The sequence below is a fragment of the Bacillus sp. FJAT-14266 genome, assembly GCF_001719225.1.
GTDB classification, from domain to species: domain Bacteria; phylum Bacillota; class Bacilli; order Bacillales; family Bacillaceae; genus Bacillus; species Bacillus subtilis.
Genome location: NZ_CP017072.1, coordinates 1,456,308 through 1,473,277, shown reverse-complemented (window position 1 = coordinate 1,473,277; position 16,970 = coordinate 1,456,308). Strand labels below are relative to the sequence as shown.

Annotated in this window: 15 protein-coding genes and 1 pseudogene; 6 read left to right on the top strand and 10 right to left on the bottom strand. The window is 46.5% G+C overall.

The window, feature by feature from the left end; translation table 11 throughout:
• The first annotated feature begins 7 nt into the window (after nt 1–7).
• Complete coding sequence (gene rnhC / locus BGM23_RS07600) at nt 8–946, top strand: ribonuclease HIII (RefSeq protein WP_015251512.1); 939 nt, start codon at nt 8–10, stop codon at nt 944–946.
• Nucleotides 947–981: 35 nt separating this feature from the next.
• On the opposite strand, the gene pheT is transcribed toward rnhC, so the two are convergent.
• Both pheT and pheS read right to left on the bottom strand, forming a co-directional pair.
• Nucleotides 982–3,396 (bottom strand): phenylalanine--tRNA ligase subunit beta, encoded by a 2,415-nt coding sequence (gene pheT, locus BGM23_RS07595; protein WP_015251511.1) that lies wholly within the window; start codon nt 3,394–3,396, stop codon nt 982–984.
• Between the two features lie 15 nt (nt 3,397–3,411).
• Nucleotides 3,412–4,446 (bottom strand): phenylalanine--tRNA ligase subunit alpha, encoded by a 1,035-nt coding sequence (pheS, locus tag BGM23_RS07590; protein ID WP_004398818.1) that lies wholly within the window; start codon nt 4,444–4,446, stop codon nt 3,412–3,414.
• 81 nt (nt 4,447–4,527) lie between these two features.
• Here pheS and BGM23_RS07585 point away from each other — a divergent pair, with 81 nt between their 5' ends.
• A complete protein-coding gene (locus BGM23_RS07585; RefSeq protein WP_015714483.1) occupies nt 4,528–4,734 on the top strand; it encodes a hypothetical protein in 207 nt (68 codons plus the stop codon).
• Nucleotides 4,735–4,800: 66 nt separating this feature from the next.
• On the opposite strand, the gene BGM23_RS07580 is transcribed toward BGM23_RS07585, so the two are convergent.
• Nucleotides 4,801–5,547 carry a TrmH family RNA methyltransferase gene (locus BGM23_RS07580; RefSeq protein WP_015714484.1) on the bottom strand — a complete coding sequence of 249 codons (747 nt, stop codon included), beginning with the start codon at nt 5,545–5,547 and terminating at the stop codon, nt 4,801–4,803.
• A 118-nt stretch (nt 5,548–5,665) separates the two neighbouring features.
• Between BGM23_RS07580 and sspI the strand changes: the two genes are divergently transcribed.
• The 4 genes from sspI (at nt 5,666) to BGM23_RS07560 (ending at nt 9,902) form a co-directional block, all read left to right on the top strand.
• A complete protein-coding gene (sspI, locus tag BGM23_RS07575; RefSeq protein WP_003229525.1) occupies nt 5,666–5,881 on the top strand; it encodes a small acid-soluble spore protein SspI in 216 nt (71 codons plus the stop codon).
• Between the two features lie 68 nt (nt 5,882–5,949).
• Entirely contained in the window at nt 5,950–7,056 is a 1,107-nt protein-coding gene (locus BGM23_RS07570) for a CdaR family transcriptional regulator (protein ID WP_015251509.1), read from the top strand.
• Between the two features lie 102 nt (nt 7,057–7,158).
• A complete protein-coding gene (gene glcD / locus BGM23_RS07565) occupies nt 7,159–8,571 on the top strand; it encodes a glycolate oxidase subunit GlcD (RefSeq protein ID WP_015251508.1) in 1,413 nt (470 codons plus the stop codon).
• The gene (locus BGM23_RS07560) at nt 8,568–9,902 is read left to right on the top strand and encodes a (Fe-S)-binding protein (RefSeq protein WP_015251507.1); all 1,335 of its coding nucleotides are present in this window, start codon (nt 8,568–8,570) and stop codon (nt 9,900–9,902) included. The genes glcD and BGM23_RS07560 overlap by 4 nt, the downstream gene beginning before the upstream one ends.
• 38 nt (nt 9,903–9,940) lie before the next feature.
• On the opposite strand, the pseudogene BGM23_RS07555 reads toward BGM23_RS07560, so the two are convergent.
• The 7 genes and pseudogenes from BGM23_RS07555 to BGM23_RS07530 form a co-directional block, all read right to left on the bottom strand.
• Nucleotides 9,941–10,310 (bottom strand): annotated as a pseudogene (locus tag BGM23_RS07555) (VOC family protein).
• A complete protein-coding gene (locus BGM23_RS22095; RefSeq protein ID WP_072692723.1) occupies nt 10,225–10,413 on the bottom strand; it encodes a hypothetical protein in 189 nt (62 codons plus the stop codon). Before BGM23_RS22095 ends, BGM23_RS07555 begins: the two are co-directional and overlap by 86 nt.
• Complete coding sequence (gene cstA / locus BGM23_RS07550) at nt 10,356–12,152, bottom strand: carbon starvation protein CstA (protein ID WP_015251506.1); 1,797 nt, start codon at nt 12,150–12,152, stop codon at nt 10,356–10,358. Before cstA ends, BGM23_RS22095 begins: the two co-directional genes overlap by 58 nt.
• Before the next feature lie 151 nt (nt 12,153–12,303).
• Nucleotides 12,304–13,806, bottom strand: a complete 1,503-nt coding sequence (gene abfA / locus BGM23_RS07545) for an alpha-L-arabinofuranosidase AbfA (RefSeq protein ID WP_015251505.1) — start codon at nt 13,804–13,806, stop codon at nt 12,304–12,306.
• An 18-nt stretch (nt 13,807–13,824) separates the two neighbouring features.
• Entirely contained in the window at nt 13,825–14,670 is an 846-nt protein-coding gene (araQ, locus tag BGM23_RS07540; RefSeq protein WP_015251504.1) for an arabinooligosaccharides ABC transporter permease AraQ, read from the bottom strand.
• Entirely contained in the window at nt 14,671–15,612 is a 942-nt protein-coding gene (locus tag BGM23_RS07535) for an arabinooligosaccharides ABC transporter permease AraP (RefSeq protein WP_003229507.1), read from the bottom strand.
• A gap of 35 nt (nt 15,613–15,647) precedes the next feature.
• On the bottom strand, nt 15,648–16,949 hold the full coding sequence (locus tag BGM23_RS07530; RefSeq protein ID WP_015251503.1) for an arabinooligosaccharides ABC transporter substrate-binding protein AraN: 1,302 nt from the start codon (nt 16,947–16,949) through the stop codon (nt 15,648–15,650).
• Nucleotides 16,950–16,970: the final 21 nt, after the last annotated feature.

The window sequence follows — 16,970 nt, the reverse complement described above, 5'->3', positions numbered from 1 at the left end:
TTATTACGTGTCCCATTCAGTGATAAAAGTATCGTTGTCTGCTATTGACCAAATGAAAATGACATACAGCGGTTCGCTTACAGCCTCTGTTCCGCAGGGAGCCGTTTTTCAGGCGAAACCGCCCGGCTGTACCATTACAGCATATCAATCCGGCAAGGTCTTGTTTCAAGGCAAAAACGCAGCGGCAGAATCCGCGCGCTGGGGAACAGCAGAGCCGGAAAAGAAGAAAATGGCCAAAAAGCCGGCTGATCCCCGCTATGCCCCTCCGGCAGATATCGCCGGAATGTCTGTTATCGGTTCTGACGAAGTCGGAACCGGAGATTACTTTGGCCCAATGACGGTTGTATGCGCGTACGTCGACAAAACCATGCTTCCTTTAATGAAGGAACTCGGTGTTAAGGATTCTAAAGATTTAAAAGATCCGCAAATCATCGAGATTGCCCGAAACCTGATCAAAACTATTCCATATAGCCTGCTGGTTTTAAAAAATGAAAAGTATAACAGCATGCAGGAAAAAGGCATGAGCCAAGGGAAAATGAAAGCATTGCTGCACAATCAGGCGATCACCCATTTATTAAGGAAAATGGATGGAATAAAGCCTGAGGCCATTTTGATTGACCAATTCGCTGAGCCAGGCGTCTACTTCAATCATTTAAAGGGCAGAGACATTGTGAAGGAGCGGACCTATTTTAGCACAAAAGCTGAAGGTATTCACCTGGCTGTCGCCGCTGCTTCAATCATTGCAAGATATTCATTTTTAATGGAAATGGATAAACTGTCACGCGAGGCAGGAATGACACTTCCGAAAGGAGCCGGTCCGCACGTTGATGAAGCGGCCGCCAAGCTGATCCTCAAAAAAGGGGCATCTGCACTCAGAACCTTTACAAAACTCCATTTCGCCAATACGCAAAAAGCGCAGCGCCTTGCTGATAAAAAACGCTCATAGAAAAAAGCTTGCAGATTTCTCTGCAAGCTTTTTTATCAGCCTCTTAAAACAGCTTGATATGTGTCTTCTAACGCTTTCAGCACTTTGCTGTGCGCCTTTGTCACTTCTTCTTCAGTCAGTGTTTGTTCAGGGTTGACATACTGGAGTGAGAAAGCGACTGACTTCTTGCCTTCCTCCATATGCTCTCCTTCGTATACGTCAAATACGGTTACCTCTTTCAGAAGCTTGCCCCCGGCCTCTTTAATGACGCTCTCGAGCTGTCCGCTTGTGACGGTTTTATCTGTTACAAGAGCAATATCACGTGTCACAGACGGATATTTCGGAATCGCCGTGTAAACAAGAGGTGCTGTTTCTGCCGCGAGCAACGCATGAAGATCGAGCTCAAATACGTATGTTTCCTTTATATCCAGTTCTTTTTCCAATGAAGGATGGACTTGGCCGATGAAGCCGATCAGAGAACCATTCAATAAAATGTTCGCTGTTCTGCCCGGATGCAGCTGTTTGCGTTCAGACTGTACAAATTCAATGCTGTCTAGGACGTTGAGTTTGTCTAACAGCCCTTCGACAATACCTTTGACAACAAAGAAATCAACTGGTTTCTTCTCACCCTGCCATAGCTGCTTGCGCCATAATCCGGTAACAGCTCCTGCCACGCGTTCTGTTTCAACAGGTTTTGTGTCCTCTTCCTTCGTCAGGAAAACGGAACCGACTTCGTACAGTGCAACTGAGTCAGTCTGTCTCGCGAGGTTGTAAGAAACAGAATCAAGCAGATTCGGAACAAGACTGTGTCTGAGAATGCTTCTTTCTTCACTCATAGGAAGCGCAAGCACAGTGTTCAGTGATTTTTCAATCGCAAACGCTGCCGCTTTCTTCTCGTTTGTCAACGAGTAAGTGATGGCTTGTGATAAGCCTGCGCCTTCAAGGAAGCGTCTGACTTTACGGCGTTTTGCCTGATATGGCGTTAATCCGCCTGTAGTTCCCGCTGTCTCAGGAAGCGTAGACAGAATGTTATCGTAGCCGTACAGTCTTGCCGCTTCTTCGATTAAATCCTCTTCTATTGTAATGTCGCCGCGGCGTGATGGGACAGTCACAACGAGAAGTTCACCCGCTTCACCGACCGTAAAACCGAGACGTTTATAAATGCTGATCAGTTCTTCCTTGCTGATCGTCATGCCTAGAACGCTGCTCACTCTGTCAGCAGACACGTGAATGTTATTTGCTTCGATTGTCAAGTGATCTTCCTCAACTGTTCCAGCAAGCACCTCACCGCCGGCATACAGATGGATCAGCTGTGCAGCCCGTTCTGCTGCAAGACGCACGCGCGCAGGATCAATTCCTTTTTCAAACCTTACGCTTGATTCACTTCTCAAACCAAGGTCTTTGGAAGCCTTGCGAACCGTCTGCCCGTTGAAATACGCAGCCTCAAGCAAAATCGTTTTCGTATCTTCCTGAACCTCTGACTCTGCTCCTCCCATGACACCCGCAACGGCCTGCGCTTTCGTTCCGTTTGTAATGACAAGGTGATCGGCGGACAGCTTACGTTCTTGATCATCAAGAGTTACGATCATTTCATTCTCAGCTGCTTTTCTTACTACCACTTCCTTAGAGCCAAATCTGTCATAATCAAACGCATGAAGCGGCTGTCCGTATTCCAACAGGACAAAATTTGTGATGTCAACGACGTTGTTGTGCGGACGAATGCCTGCATTCATCAGCTTTGTCTGCATCCAAAGCGGTGACGGAGCAATCGTGACATTTTTAATGATTTTTGCAGTGTAAAGCGGGTTCGCTTCTTGATCTTCAATTTTGACTGAAATGTAATCAGACGCTTGTTCTGAAGCAGCCGGGTAATCCGTTTGCGGAAGCTTTACCTCAGTATCTAAAATCGCGGCAACCTCGTAAGCAACACCAAGCATGTTCATGGCATCCGCGCGGTTTGGCGTTAAACCCAGCTCAAGAATCGCATCGTCAAGCTGTAAAGCCGCTAAGGCATCGCTTCCTGTTTCAGCGTCATTCGGGAATACAAAAATGCCTTCTGCATACTCCTTCGCCACAAGTTTGCTTTCAATACCAAGCTCCTGTAAGGAACAGATCATGCCGTTTGATTCTTCACCGCGAAGCTTAGCTTTTTTGATTTTGAAATTGCCCGGCAGCACCGCTCCGACTGTTGCAACCGCGACTTTTTGTCCTTTATCCACATTCGGCGCACCGCAAATGATTTGTACAGGGGCTTCAGCTCCAATATCCACAAGGCACTTATTCAGTTTATCAGCATTCGGATGCTGCTCGCGCTCCAGCACATGGCCGATGACAACGCCTTTGATGCCTTCTCCTTTGTATTCAATTCCTTCAACCTCAATACCGGCTCTTGTAATTTTTTCAGCAAGAACAGCCGGGTCCATGCCTTTTAAATCAACATAATCCTCTAACCATTTATAAGAAACAAACATCCTTGCATCCTCCTCTTACGCCTGTTTAAACTGCGAAATAAATCTGACATCGTTTGTATAGAAGTGGCGAATATCATCAATGCCGTATTTCAGCATCGCGATGCGCTCAACACCCATTCCGAATGCGAAGCCCTGATATTCCTTCGGATCAAAGCCAGCCATTTTAAGCACGTTCGGGTGAACCATTCCGGCGCCGAGGATTTCAATCCAGCCTGTTCCTTTACAGACTGAGCAGCCGTTCCCACCGCATTTAAAGCATGTCACATCCACTTCTACTGAAGGCTCAGTAAACGGGAAGAAGCTTGGGCGGAGTCTGATTTCGCGGTCTTGCCCGAACATTTTTTTCGCAACGAGTTCAAGCGTTCCTTTTAAATCACTCATGCTGATGTTTTTGTCAACGACAAGCCCTTCAATTTGCATAAATTGGTGAGAGTGCGTCGCGTCATCGTTATCACGGCGATATACTTTACCCGGGCAAATGATTTTAACGGGACCTTTGCCTTCATGCTTTTCCATCGTCCGTGTTTGGACAGGAGACGTTTGCGTTCTCATCAAAGTTTCCTCTGTGATGTAAAAGCTGTCCTGCATATCGCGCGCTGGGTGTTCTTTCGGAAGATTGAGCGATTCGAAGTTGTAGTAATCCGTTTCAACCTCTGGCCCTTCCTCGACTGTGTAGCCCATCCCGATAAATAAATCTTCAATTTCTTCAATGACAACAGTGAGCGGATGGCGGCCGCCGACTGCAACAGGGTTCCCCGGCAGCGTGACGTCAATTGTCTGCCCTGCAAGCTTCTGTTTCATTTCCTCTTCTTCAAGCTTCTCGTTTTTGTCAGCAATCGCATTGGCAATGCGCTCCCTTACTTCGTTCGCGAGCGCCCCCATTTTTGGACGTTCCTCAGCAGAAAGCTTGCCCATTCCGCGCAGCACTTCTGTAATCGGCCCTTTTTTTCCGAGATATTGCACCCGAATATCATTGACAACCTTCAATGAGCTTGCCGCTTCTACTTGTTCTAAAGCTTCTTGTTCCAGCTGTTTTAGCTTTTCTTCCATTTTGCATCCTCCTTTTATGTAAACAAACCGTTCATATGTCTTTGGAAAATAAAAAAACCCGTCCCTTGTACAAGGGACGAGTTGTGGCCGCGGTACCACCCTTATTTCAGACAGACTGATGCTGTCGTCAGCTTCATTGACATAACGGAATCAGATTCCGGTTCACCTTTACGCGCAGTGTACGCGGTCCCGGCGACAACTCAAGAGGTGAAGCCAATTTCCGGCTGCATTAAAAATGCTCTCAGTCAGCGGCATTTTCTCCCTGGAAAGCAGTTGATCAGAAATTGAGGTCCTCTGTCACGGTTTTTGAAATATTATGTTCTATTATAGTGAAATCCAACGCTTGGCGCAACACTATCCTCGCAAGTGATACACGAGGATGGCAGCCGCAACCGCAACGTTTAGTGATTCAGCCTGTCCGTAAAGCGGCACGTACAGGTTCAAATCCGTTTTTTCCAGCAATGCAGCATCCACCCCTGCACCTTCATTTCCTACAATGAGCGCAAAGGATTCAGACTGAGGAATCTCTTGGTAAGGCGCTCCGTTTTGCAGCGCCGTGCCGTATACTTTTACGCCCTCTGCCTTCAATTCGTCCACATATGAAGGCAGGTTTCTTCTCACAACAGGAATATGGAAGTGAGATCCTTGAGCAGATCGCAGTGTTTTTCCGTTAAAGGCGTCCGCCGTGCCGTCACCGAGTACAACCGCATCCAAACCGGCCGCATCAGCCGTTCGAATCATTGTGCCAAGGTTTCCCGGATCTTGAACAGCGTCAATCAGCAGCACCTTGCGTGCCGTTGCCAGCTTTTCTTCAGGCATATGGCACACAGCGGCAATCTGCTGCGGCGTTTCGGTTTCAGTCACAGCTGAAAACGCATCTTCACTCAGCATATAGCACTGGATACCAGTCTCAAGATCTGAAGGAATCTTCGTTTCATCCTTTACAAGGATTTCTTTCACAATGCCCGGGCTTTTCAACGCCTCTTCAACGAGGTGTTCTCCCTCTATCAGAAATGTATTTGTTTTTGTTCGTTCTTTTTTTGTGTGAAGCTTTTTCCAATCCTTCACTTTTTGATTTTTTGCCGATTCTATTTGTTTCACTGTCTATGTGGCGCTCCTTTTTTTAACATGATGTTATTATATCGCAAGAACAGCACATAATAAACCAGGTGCAGGGTTAGAATATACGTATTACATTTTAGAAAAAGGAGCGTTTTACATGGATCTTAATTTACGTCATGCCGTCATTGCCAATGTCACCGGCAATAATCAGGAGCAGCTTGAGCATACAATCGTAGATGCGATTCAAAGCGGTGAAGAAAAAATGCTTCCAGGGCTCGGCGTTTTATTCGAAGTCATTTGGCAGCACGCATCCGAAAGTGAGAAAAACGAAATGCTGAAAACGCTTGAAGGCGGATTAAAACCCGCCGAATAAGACATGAAACCGGGTGACAGCGCCCGGTTTTTTTCTTATATAATAAAAACATGATGAGGGGGAACGCCATGTTTTTACAGCCGTTATTAGCGAAAAAAATTATTGCTGAAGTTAAAAAAATGTACGAACGTGAAGTCATTATTGTAAACACGGACGGTCTTATTATGGCAGGCACAAACGATGAGCGTGTCGGACAATTTCATGAGGGAGCGCTTATCTGCGCAAAAGAAAGACGCAGCGTGATTATTACAAAAGAAGATGAAACAAGATTAAAAGGAGTGAAAGCAGGCATAAACCTCCCTGTATTTTTTGACCATGATGTGATCGCCGTCTTCGGGCTGACAGGTGAGCCTGCAGAGATTCAGCCATTCGGAGAACTGCTTCGAAAAATGACAGAGCTGTTCATTAAGGAATCACGGCATTTAGAGCAATCCCAGTGGCGTGAGAGAATGCTGGAGTCCTTTATGATCGATTGGCTGCAATTAAAGGAGTGGTCTCCCAGTTTTCTTGAGAAAGCTCAGCTTCTTGGTGTTGACCTTTCCTCCCGGCGCCAAATGATTCTTATTCAGGGGTATGAGTGGTCACGTCATGATATTGAACAAATGGCACGCAGCTGGAAATCCTCGTACCCTGCGGATTTGTTCATCAGGTGGGGAAATGAACGGATCTTGATTAATCATGAAGTGCCGCAGCATGAACAAAGGGATCGGCTTTTACGGAAGATCCTTCACATTTGTTCGTTTGCCAATACCGCAAACAGCCAATTTGCAGCAGCTGGCGCCGGAAGGGCTGTCGCAAGCTCCAGCCTGACAGATTCATACGAGCAAGCGGAAAAAGCGCTGGCTGTCAGCCTTAAGCGAAAAACGCCCATATTTGAAGAGGATCTGAAGCTTGATATGTGTCTGACGGAGATCAGCCCGGGAACCCGAAACGAATTTCCGCAAAGAGTATTAGGAGAGGCGCTTGAGCATCAGGAACTTATGAATACGTTACGGACTTTCTTTCATCACGATTTGTCTTTGAAACAAACCGCAGAAGATATGCATATTCATATCAATACATTGCGTTATCGTCTGGCTAAGGCTGAACAGCTGACGGGTTTACGTTTTGACCGTACCGAGGACATCGTCACGATGTACGTTGCCCTCTATTTTTTAGATCAAGATACAAAATAGAGAGAGTTTCAGTTTCATTTTTTGTATGTTTCTCCATGGAAGGCTTTGCTTTTTTTCTTTTACAATAGATTGAAAGTTTTTTTTGACAGGGGGATGGGTGAAATGATCACCAAGGATGTAAAGGAGCAGCTGATTCGGGTCTCCGGACCAGAAAACTTTGATGACTCGAATGCCGGCCGTCTCGTCTATTCATATGATGCGACGCCTCAGTATCAGTCTATGCCTGATGCCGTGATTGCTCCGAGGAATACTGAAGAAGTATCACGCATTTTAACAATTTGCAGCGAACATCGAGTGCCGATCGTTCCAAGAGGATCAGGGACAAACCTGTGCGGCGGCACGTGCCCGACTGAAGGCGGACTTGTGCTTCTCTTTAAGCACATGAACCAGATTCTTGAGATTGATGAAGAAAATTTAACTGCCACAGTTCAGCCGGGCGTCATTACGTTGGATATGATCCGGGCAGTTGAAAGCAAAGGTTTATTTTATCCGCCTGACCCGAGTTCTATGAAAATATCAACTATCGGGGGCAACATCAATGAAAATTCCGGCGGGCTCCGCGGATTAAAATACGGCGTCACCCGCGACTATGTTATTGGACTGGAGGTTGTGCTCGCAAATGGTGACATCATCCGCACCGGCGGAAAACTCGCAAAGGATGTGGCCGGATACGACCTCACACGTCTTTTTGTCGGCTCAGAAGGAACACTCGGCATTGTGACAGAGGCAATCGTCAAGCTCGTTCCAAAGCCTGAAACAAAAAAGACGCTGCTTGCCCTATATGAAAATATCGATGCCGCTGCTCAAACGGTATCAGACATCATTGCCGCAAAAATCATACCCGCCACGCTTGAATTTCTCGACCAGCCTACACTTTTGGTGATTGAGGATTATGCCAAAATCGGACTTCCGACAAGCGCAAAAGCAGTTTTGTTAATTGAACAAGACGGGCCATATGAAACTGTTGAACGGGATATGGAAAAGATTGAGGCGATCTGCAAAAAAGGTGACGCCGTTTCCGTTCAGACCGCACAAACAGAGGAGGAAGCATTTGCCCTGACTGAAGCCCGGCGTTCTGCACTTTCTGCCCTAGCCCGCCTCAAACCGACGACGATTTTAGAGGATGCGACCGTTCCTCGCTCAGAAATAGCCAATATGGTTAAAGCGATTAATGATATTGCTGCTAAATATGATATTTCCATCTGCACCTTTGGTCACGCAGGAGACGGGAACCTTCACCCGACATGCACGACAGACATAAGAAATGAGGATGAAATGGAACGTGTCGAACAGGCTTTTGCCGAGATTTTTGAGAAAGCGATTGAACTTGGCGGCACGATAACCGGAGAGCACGGAGTCGGGGAAATGAAAGCGCCTTACTTGGAAATGAAGCTGAAAAAAGAAGGCATTGATGCGATGAAAGCGTTGAAAGCGGCATTTGACCCCCGGAACATATTAAATCCCGGCAAAATGTTTGCGAAAGATGCCAGAAAACGTGTGGTGGCGGAAAGATGACAACAGAAAAAGAAATGAAACAGATCCAAAATGAATTTAAAGAGCGTATGGATGAAGGAGAGTTATTAAATTGTATGCGCTGCGGCTTCTGTCTTCCTTCCTGTCCGACCTATATCGAATCGGGATTTCAGGAAACACACTCTCCGCGTGGGCGCATCGCCTTAATGAAAGCCGTAGCCGACGGTATGATTGAACCGGATGAAGATGTCGAACGGTCGCTGTCACTTTGCCTCGGCTGCCGCGCCTGTGAGCCTGTATGCCCGTCTGGCGTGAAATACGGGCAGCTGCTTGAAGAAGCCAGAGATATTATCCACCAAAATAAAAAACACTCGCTTGGTGAACGTGTCATGCGAAAGACGGCTTTTCACGAGCTGTTTCCGCATCAAAACCGCATGCGCTCAGCTGTAAGCCTTATCGGTTTGTATCAGCGGTCAGGACTGCAAACCGCTATGCGTAAAACCGGTATGCTTCGGCTCCTGCCTGAGCATTTGCGGACGATGGAAGCTGTTCTTCCTGATATTCCAAAAAGCAAAGACATGAAACATCGCCCGCGTTTCCTGCCTTCCATTGGCCCCATGAAAAAACGGGTCACCTTTTTTTCGGGCTGCTTAATGGATACAATGTTTTTACCGACCAATAACGCCACATTGAAGCTTTTACAGCTGGCAGGCTGCGACATTGTCATTCCGCCTGAACAGGCTTGCTGCGGGGCGCTTCATGGACACAGCGGTGAAAAAAACACAGGGAAAGAGCTCGCGAAACAAAATATTGCTGCTTTCGAAGCATTAGACGTGGATGCAGTCATTACAAACGCAGGAGGATGCGGAGCCTTTCTGACCGAATATGATCATTTGCTGAAGGATGACCCGGAATGGTCGGAGCGGGCCGCCGCTTTTGTTCAAAAGCTGAAGGATTTTTCTTCTGTTTTGGTTGAACTCGATTTCCATCAAATGGACTTAGCGCTCGAGACGCCTCAAGTCGTTACCTACCAAGATTCATGCCACCTAAGAAATGTAATGCATACGTCGCTTGAGCCCCGCCAGCTTCTTAAAAGCATCAAAGGGGCGGAATTCAAAGAAATGGAGAAAGCAGACAGCTGCTGCGGGTCAGCGGGAATTTACAACATCGTCGAAGCTGAAATGTCTATGAGAATACTGGACAGCAAAATGGCTGCCGTTAAAGCAACCGAAGCGATCCTCATTGTAACAGCAAATCCCGGCTGCCTGCTGCAGATGAAGCTCGGCATTGAACGCGAAGGACTAAGCGGTAAAGTCAGAGCCGTTCACCTGGCTGATTTGCTATTGGAAGCAGCCGGGCACAAAACATCATGAGAAAGCCCAAAACAGACACTGTTTTGGGCTTTTGTGCGTTATTCCATCGGACTGCAAATTTCGATATAATGTCCATCCGGATCAGCGATATAGGGCGACCGTCTGCCCCCATGGTTTCACTTTCGGCTCCCCGATAATCGATACGCCTTGTTCTCTCATCCTTTTGATGACCGCTTCTACATTTTCAGTAACAAACCCAATTTCAAATGTGTTTGAAGCAGATGTATCCGGAATGTCCAGCGCCGTGATGTCTCTGGCGCTTTCCCGCGTATTAAGCGCCAATATCGTAGACCCTGTATCAAATTCGATATACGTTCCGTGTTCAGCACGAATCGGCAGTCCTAATATATCTCGGTAAAAATGAATAGCCCGCTTGCTGTCCGATACGTATAGAATAAGATATTTCATTGATAGATTCATTGCCAACCCCCCTCAGCATTTTCAATAGTTCTTCTAGCCCGGTATAGACGCTTCCATCCTTAAGCTCGGATCTTTCCACATCTGCGCCCATTTTTTCACAGCCGCCACGATAATAATGAAGCCTAACACCAGCATGATGATAGATAATACGCCATTCAATACACTATATCCTGCTGCTTCAGGATTGAGATACACATTGCGCACCATCCAATAGCCCGCATAATTGACAGTGACATATAAGTAGGCAAGCGGGATAAGGCAAGTCAGAATGTACCGGCGTTTATCAGCGATTTTCAGCACGATGGTCGCTCCGATAATCAGCCCCACTGAAGCCATCAGCTGATTAGAAACGCCGAACAGCGCCCAAATGGAACCGATATCTCCTGAATACAGCAAGTACCCCCACATCAAACAGGCAAGCGCGCTGGCAAATACAGAGCCCGGAATCCAGTCTGTTTTCTTCAGCGGCTTATACACCTCCCCGAAGAAATCCTGGATCAAATAACGGGCGACGCGTGTGCCGGCGTCAATCGCTGTTAAAATAAAGACCGCTTCAAACATAATGACAAATTGGAAAAAGTATGAGGCCAAATGGCTGAAAAACGGCATTCCGGTAAAAATATAAGTCATTCCCACCGCAAGTGTGACGGCTCCCCCTGTTCTTCCTTCTAAGTCCAAACCGATTTCCCTGCTCAATTCAGGCAAATGTACGACATTCATGCCAAGCGTACGGAAAACCTCAGGCGTGCTGTTAATCGCAAAGTAATCAGCAGGCTGTAAAGCGGTCGCTGCAATCAGCGCCATGATGCCGACAAGACACTCAACAAGCATTGCGCCAAACGCAACCGGCTTCATATCACTCCATTTATTCAGCATTTTCGGTGTCGTTCCTGAGCCGACAAAGGCATGGAACCCAGAGATCGCCCCGCAGGCGATGGTTATTGAGATGAACGGCCAGACAGGCCCTGCCAGCACCGGCCCGCCGCCTTTTACGAATTCTGTAAACGCAGGGAACGGAATGGACGGATTGACGACAAACACACCAACAATCAAAGCGATAAAAACACCGATTTTCATAAAGCTGCTTAAATAATCACGCGGAGCAAGAAGCAGCCAAACGGGAAGCGCAGCCGCAAAAAACGCGTAAACAGGAAGCGCGATTGCAAGCGTTTTCATATCTAGCGTTAAAAAGTCACCGAGCGCGGTAGTCTGTACCCATGGACCAATAAAGACTCCTGCCATTAAAAAGAGAAAGCCAACCGTTGAAGCGAGCTTTAAATTTCCCGTTTTCTTATAAAATAAGCCCACACCCATCGCAATCGGAATCGTAATCCCTACCGCAAATGTTCCCCATGGATTACGTTCAAGCGCATGCAAGACAACCATCGACAGGCCCGCCATTGTGATCGTGATGATAAACAGCATGGACAGTCCTGTACAAAATCCTGCAACAGGGCCAAGCTCATCCTTTGCCACTTCCGACAGCGATTTTCCGTTTTTGCGCATCGATGCAAACAACACCACAATATCATGGACGGCTCCCCCAATTACCGCCCCGATTAACAGCCACAATAATCCCGGCAAATAGCCAAACTGCGCCGCTAGAATTGGTCCGACCAGCGGCCCGGCCGCTGCGATCGCGGCAAAGTGGTGGCCGAACGAAACCCATTTATTTGTAGGCACATAGTCTTTCCCATCCTCAAGCGCATGAGCAGGTGTTGGCTTGTCATCATTCACTTTGAGAACCTTCACCATCATAAATGTTCCGTATAAACGATAGGCAATAGCCAAAATACACATTGATGCTATCACAATTGTAACCGCATTCATTTTCTCCTATCCCCTTTGCTGTTTTTCATAAATATATCATAATTTCATGGTGAAAAGCGGTCATTTTTTCCTATACAAAAAGCCGGCTTGAACGGGCCGGCTCGTAGCAGTTGAAAGACAAGCCGGAGATTTCTCTCCGGCTTAGCTTCTCTTATGACTGTTTTTTCAGGCGGATCACATTCCAGGAAAGCGGCGTGAAATGAGCAGTTAAGCCGTTTTCGCTGACAGACGATGATCCGTTGGAATGCGGAACGACATTTTTTCTGTTATACTGGTTTGTTGCTTTGATATCCTGATGCTCAAGTACGATGTGCTCTGCGATTTGGTAAGATTCAAAGCCTCTGAGCGAAATCTCCGTCTCCATCTGATCCTCAGCCTTGTTTACCGCAAAAATAGTGAGTGTTTCTTCCTCTTCAGAGTACACAACAGCAGCATCAACATATGGCACATCAGTGAAATCAGAACAATCGTACTTAGGAGAAGAAATAAGCGGTTTCAGTGACTCGCCCCTTCCGTAAACAGAAGCATGCATGTATGGGTAGAAAATCGGCTGTCTCCATGCTTCTCCGCCTTTTTCCGTCATGATCGGCGCGATGACATTGACAAGCTGTGCAAGACACGCAATTTTCACACGGTCTGCGTGCTGCAGCATCGTAATGAGCAGAGAGCCGACTAATAAGGCATCTTCAAAATTGTAAATATCCTCCAAAATCGGACGCGCAGTGATCCACGGCTCGACTTTTTTATCAGCCTCATTTGAGTGGTACCAGACGTTCCATTCATCCAGAGAAAGATTGATTGTTTTCTTGCTGCGTGTTTTTGCTTTTACATAGTCACAGGTCGCAGCGACTGATTTGATAAAATGATCCAAATCCATAGAACGTGCCAAGTAGTTTGGCAGATTGTTATCCTGGTTTCCGTAGTAAGTGTGAAGAGAGATATAGTCGACATGCTCATACGTATGCTCAAGCACCTTCGCTTCCCAATCGATAAAGGTCGGCATGCCGCTGTTTGAGCTGCCGCAGGCAACGAGTTCAATTGATGGGTCAACCCACTTCATGACCTTTGCTGTCTCTGCAGCAAGCCGTCCGTATTCATCAGCTGTTTTGTGGCCGATCTGCCACGGTCCATCCATTTCGTTTCCTAAGCACCATGTTTTGATGCCATACGGCTGTTCATAGCCATGCGATCTTCTTAAATCACTCCAGTAAGAGCCTTTCGGATGGTTGCAATATTCAACGAGATTACGGGCGGCATCTATGCCTCTTGTGCCAAGGTTGACGGCCATATTGACCTCAGTGTTCACCTTTTTTGCCCAAGATAAAAATTCATTTGTTCCCACTTCATTGGTTTCTGTCGTTTGCCATGCCAAGTCAAGCCGTCTCGGGCGGTTTTCGACTGGTCCGACACCGTCCTCCCAGTTGTATCCGGATAAAAAGTTTCCGCCCGGATAGCGGATGATGGGAACCTGTAATTCTTTGATCAGCGACTGGACATCTTTTCTAAATCCATCTTCATCCGCTTCAGGGTGATCAGGCTCGTATATGCCTTCATATACCGCACGACCCATGTGTTCGATAAACGAGCCATAAATCCGTTTATCTACTTCACCGATTTTATATTCTTTGTCTACAATCATTCGCGCTTTTTTCATCACACGTTTCCTCCTTCATTAACCTTTGACTCCCCCTACCGTCAGGCCGGAGATAAAGTACTTTTGGAAAAACAAGAAAATGATAATCACCGGCAAAATCGCAAATACTGAGCCGGATATAAGCATGTCGTAATTATTTCCATAAGGGCTCAGCAAGCTGGACAGCCCTATTGGAAGCGTAAACATTTCTTTCGACCGAAGCACAATCAGCGGCCACAAGAAGTTGTTCCAGCTGTTTAAGGACTGAAGGATAATCATCGCACCGAAAGCCGGTTTCATCAGCGGTGCCATAATCCTGAAAAAGATGCCGAATTCCGTACAGCCGTCCATCCTTGCAGAGTCCAGCAGATCTCTTGGAAGGCCAAGAGCATATTGCCTGAAAAAGAAAACGGCAACAGGTGAAACGATAAACGGCAATATGACACCTGTATATGAATCGATCAAGTGCAGTCCGACAGTAAGCTTAAACAAAGGAAGCATCATCACTTCCAGCGGAACCATCATGATAATCAACACAAGAACAAAGATGATATTTCTGCCCTTAAAATCATAAACCGCAAGCCCGTACCCGATCATAGAAGAAAAAAACAGAGTGAGCACGGTCGTAAAAAGTCCGAGTACAAGACTGTTAAAAAACCATTTGAAATAAATGCTGCCGCCATTAAACAGAAATGTATAATTATCAAGACTCATTACTTTAGGATCAATGTCGAGATTGAGCCCCACACGCAAAAGCTCAGATGAGGGCTTTAATGATCCTAAAAGCAAACAGAAAATTGGAAAAAGATACAATAGGCTCAGCATAATAAAAAACAGGGTTAGTGCGATTCTGTAAACGCTAAACTGAGGACTGTGCCGCAACATTTATCCCTCCCCCTTAAACGAGCCCGACAGCTTTAATGAAATCAGGCTGACAACAAGTATCACAATCAAAAGCACGATGCCGATGGCTGCTCCGTACCCCATTTCGTTGTAGGCAAGTCCCTGCTGATACAAATATCCGACAAGCGTCAGACCAATATTACCCGGGGAATTATTCTGCCAAAGGACGTAGCTTTCCTCAAACATCCTGAAGCCGCCGATAATGCTGATGGTCAGCACATATACGGTTACAGGCTTGAGAAACGGCAGCGTGATGTGCAGAAATTTTTTCATTGTATTCGCGCCGTCTATATCAGCGGCTTCGTACAGCTCTTTCGGCACATTTTGCAAACCGGCTAAAAAGTAAAGGATGTTGATTCCCATCCATCTCCATGAAGCAAGCAGCACCATCAAAAACATGCCGGTATGTTCATTGTTCATCCAGTTCTGAGGTGAAAAGCCGAGTTTGAGTAGGATGGAATTGGCCAGAGACGTTTCCATTTCTCCGAAGATCAGCCGAAAAATGATCCCCGCGACAATGGTGGAGGTCAATGCCGGGATGAATAGTGCTGATTTAAATATATTTCTAAATTTGACCAGCTTTGAATTCAGGAATATGGCCAGAAGCAATGGGACAGGAATCAGCACGATCAGCGTCCAAAAGGTGTATTCCAGCGTATTCCAAAGGGCGGTATAGAACGTCGGGTTGTTTAGCGCTGTATAATTAGACAATCCGACAAAGGACACCTCTCCCGGCAAAATTCTTTGGAAGCTCATGATGAAGACACTAATGATGGGGTATAGAAAAAATACGAGAAAGGATAAAACGAATGGCGCTGTAAACAGATAGGGCGCCGCTTTTTTTGAATAAAATAGATCTCGCCAGCCTGATTGTTTCGCAGCTGAAGGAACGGGATGAACCGTTCCTGTTTTCACAGGTTTCATGAGAACCTCCCCGCTTTCACTTTTTGAATGGGATTCTATTTCTGTTTCAGTTCACCTGCCGCTCTGTCCAAGGCTTGTTTAGGCGTTTTTTGCTGAGATTTAAGTGCGTCGAACAACACGCTTCTGTTGACAAGGTCTGAAGCCTTGGCAAAATCCTCATGTAAATAAATCGGATTGATTTCATCCTTGATATCGAGCAGCACGGAAAAAATGCCTGTTCCGTTTTGGAAGTAATCCGTGTATTTGTTTTTCTCTTTCAATTCCTTGGAGCTCCAGACATCCCAGCGAAGCGGGTCAAAGCCGAGTACGCTCCAGAGTTTTTTATTTCCTTCTTCAGAGCCCTTCGCAAAGGCCAAAAACTCTTTTGCTAACTCAACATGCTTGGATTGCTTCGGTACAACGGTTGCCGTACCGCCCAAGCCTGCCGAGCGGTCGCCCCCCTCTTTCCATGCCGGGAGCGGTCTGATGGCAATCTTCCCTTTCAGATCAGGCATATAATCGATAAATCTTCCCATATACCAAATCGGCATGAGGACTGAAGCAGCTCCTCCTTGGTTCATAAAGCCGTAGTATTCTTCACTGTGATGCCCGCCGCCCGGCGCAGGAATCATCGTTTTATCATTGATCATGTCTTTTAAATATTGAAGTGTTTTTACGTTGGTGTCATTATTGAGGATCAGCTTGCCGTTTTTATCAAAATAGCCTGAGTTTTGCTGTGAAATCATAGATAAGAACGTTGCGGAATCATTTGTTTCCACCGTTCCCATCGGCTTCCCGGTCACTTTGCGCACTTTCTGTCCGGCTTTATGGTAATCATCCCATGTTTTAATATCGTCAGGATTGACGCCGGCTTTTTTCATCACATCCATGTTATAAAACATGACCGTTGTTCCTACATGCGTATCGAGTCCGTAAAGCTTGCCGTTTTTGCTGTACAGGGTCAGCCGCGCCTCAACGAATTTATCGCGGTCCTTTTCAATCAGCGGAGTCAAGTCGGCAAGCGGTATGTCAGAGCCCTTCAAAAAGTTTGAAAAACGGGCCAATTCGACATCTGCAATATCAGGAACGCCTTCTCCCGCTATTAGGGAGATAGATAAGTTATCGTGCATTTGTCCATATGGATAAACGACCGTATTCAGCTTAATTTTGCGGTCAGGATATTTTTTGTTCCATTCCTTCACCATTTCCACATAGAACTGCTCATGAAGCCCGTTAAATGTCCAAAAGGTCAGCTCAGTTTCACCCGATTTGCCGGATGATTTTTCTGCTGAACACCCGGCAATGAGTAATGTCAGCAGCATCATGAGCACAAGAAAACAGACAGTCATTTTTTTCATCTGCGTTACCCCTTCCATTCG

What these genes read in the sequence shown, in the direction of transcription:
- sspI (WP_003229525.1), top strand. Translation starts at nt 5,666, where the DNA reads ATGGATCTTAATTTACGTCATGCCGTCATTGCCAATGTCACCGGCAAT.
- BGM23_RS22095 (WP_072692723.1), bottom strand. Translation starts at nt 10,413, where the DNA reads ATGGGCGCAGATGTGGAAAGATCCGAGCTTAAGGATGGAAGCGTCTAT.
- pheT (WP_015251511.1), bottom strand. Translation starts at nt 3,396, where the DNA reads ATGTTTGTTTCTTATAAATGGTTAGAGGATTATGTTGATTTAAAAGGC.
- BGM23_RS07560 (WP_015251507.1), top strand. Translation starts at nt 8,568, where the DNA reads ATGACAACAGAAAAAGAAATGAAACAGATCCAAAATGAATTTAAAGAG.
- cstA (WP_015251506.1), bottom strand. Translation starts at nt 12,152, where the DNA reads ATGAATGCGGTTACAATTGTGATAGCATCAATGTGTATTTTGGCTATT.
- BGM23_RS07530 (WP_015251503.1), bottom strand. Translation starts at nt 16,949, where the DNA reads ATGAAAAAAATGACTGTCTGTTTTCTTGTGCTCATGATGCTGCTGACA.
- araQ (WP_015251504.1), bottom strand. Translation starts at nt 14,670, where the DNA reads ATGTTGCGGCACAGTCCTCAGTTTAGCGTTTACAGAATCGCACTAACC.
- abfA (WP_015251505.1), bottom strand. Translation starts at nt 13,806, where the DNA reads ATGAAAAAAGCGCGAATGATTGTAGACAAAGAATATAAAATCGGTGAA.
- BGM23_RS07570 (WP_015251509.1), top strand. Translation starts at nt 5,950, where the DNA reads ATGTTTTTACAGCCGTTATTAGCGAAAAAAATTATTGCTGAAGTTAAA.
- BGM23_RS07535 (WP_003229507.1), bottom strand. Translation starts at nt 15,612, where the DNA reads ATGAAACCTGTGAAAACAGGAACGGTTCATCCCGTTCCTTCAGCTGCG.
- glcD (WP_015251508.1), top strand. Translation starts at nt 7,159, where the DNA reads ATGATCACCAAGGATGTAAAGGAGCAGCTGATTCGGGTCTCCGGACCA.
- pheS (WP_004398818.1), bottom strand. Translation starts at nt 4,446, where the DNA reads ATGGAAGAAAAGCTAAAACAGCTGGAACAAGAAGCTTTAGAACAAGTA.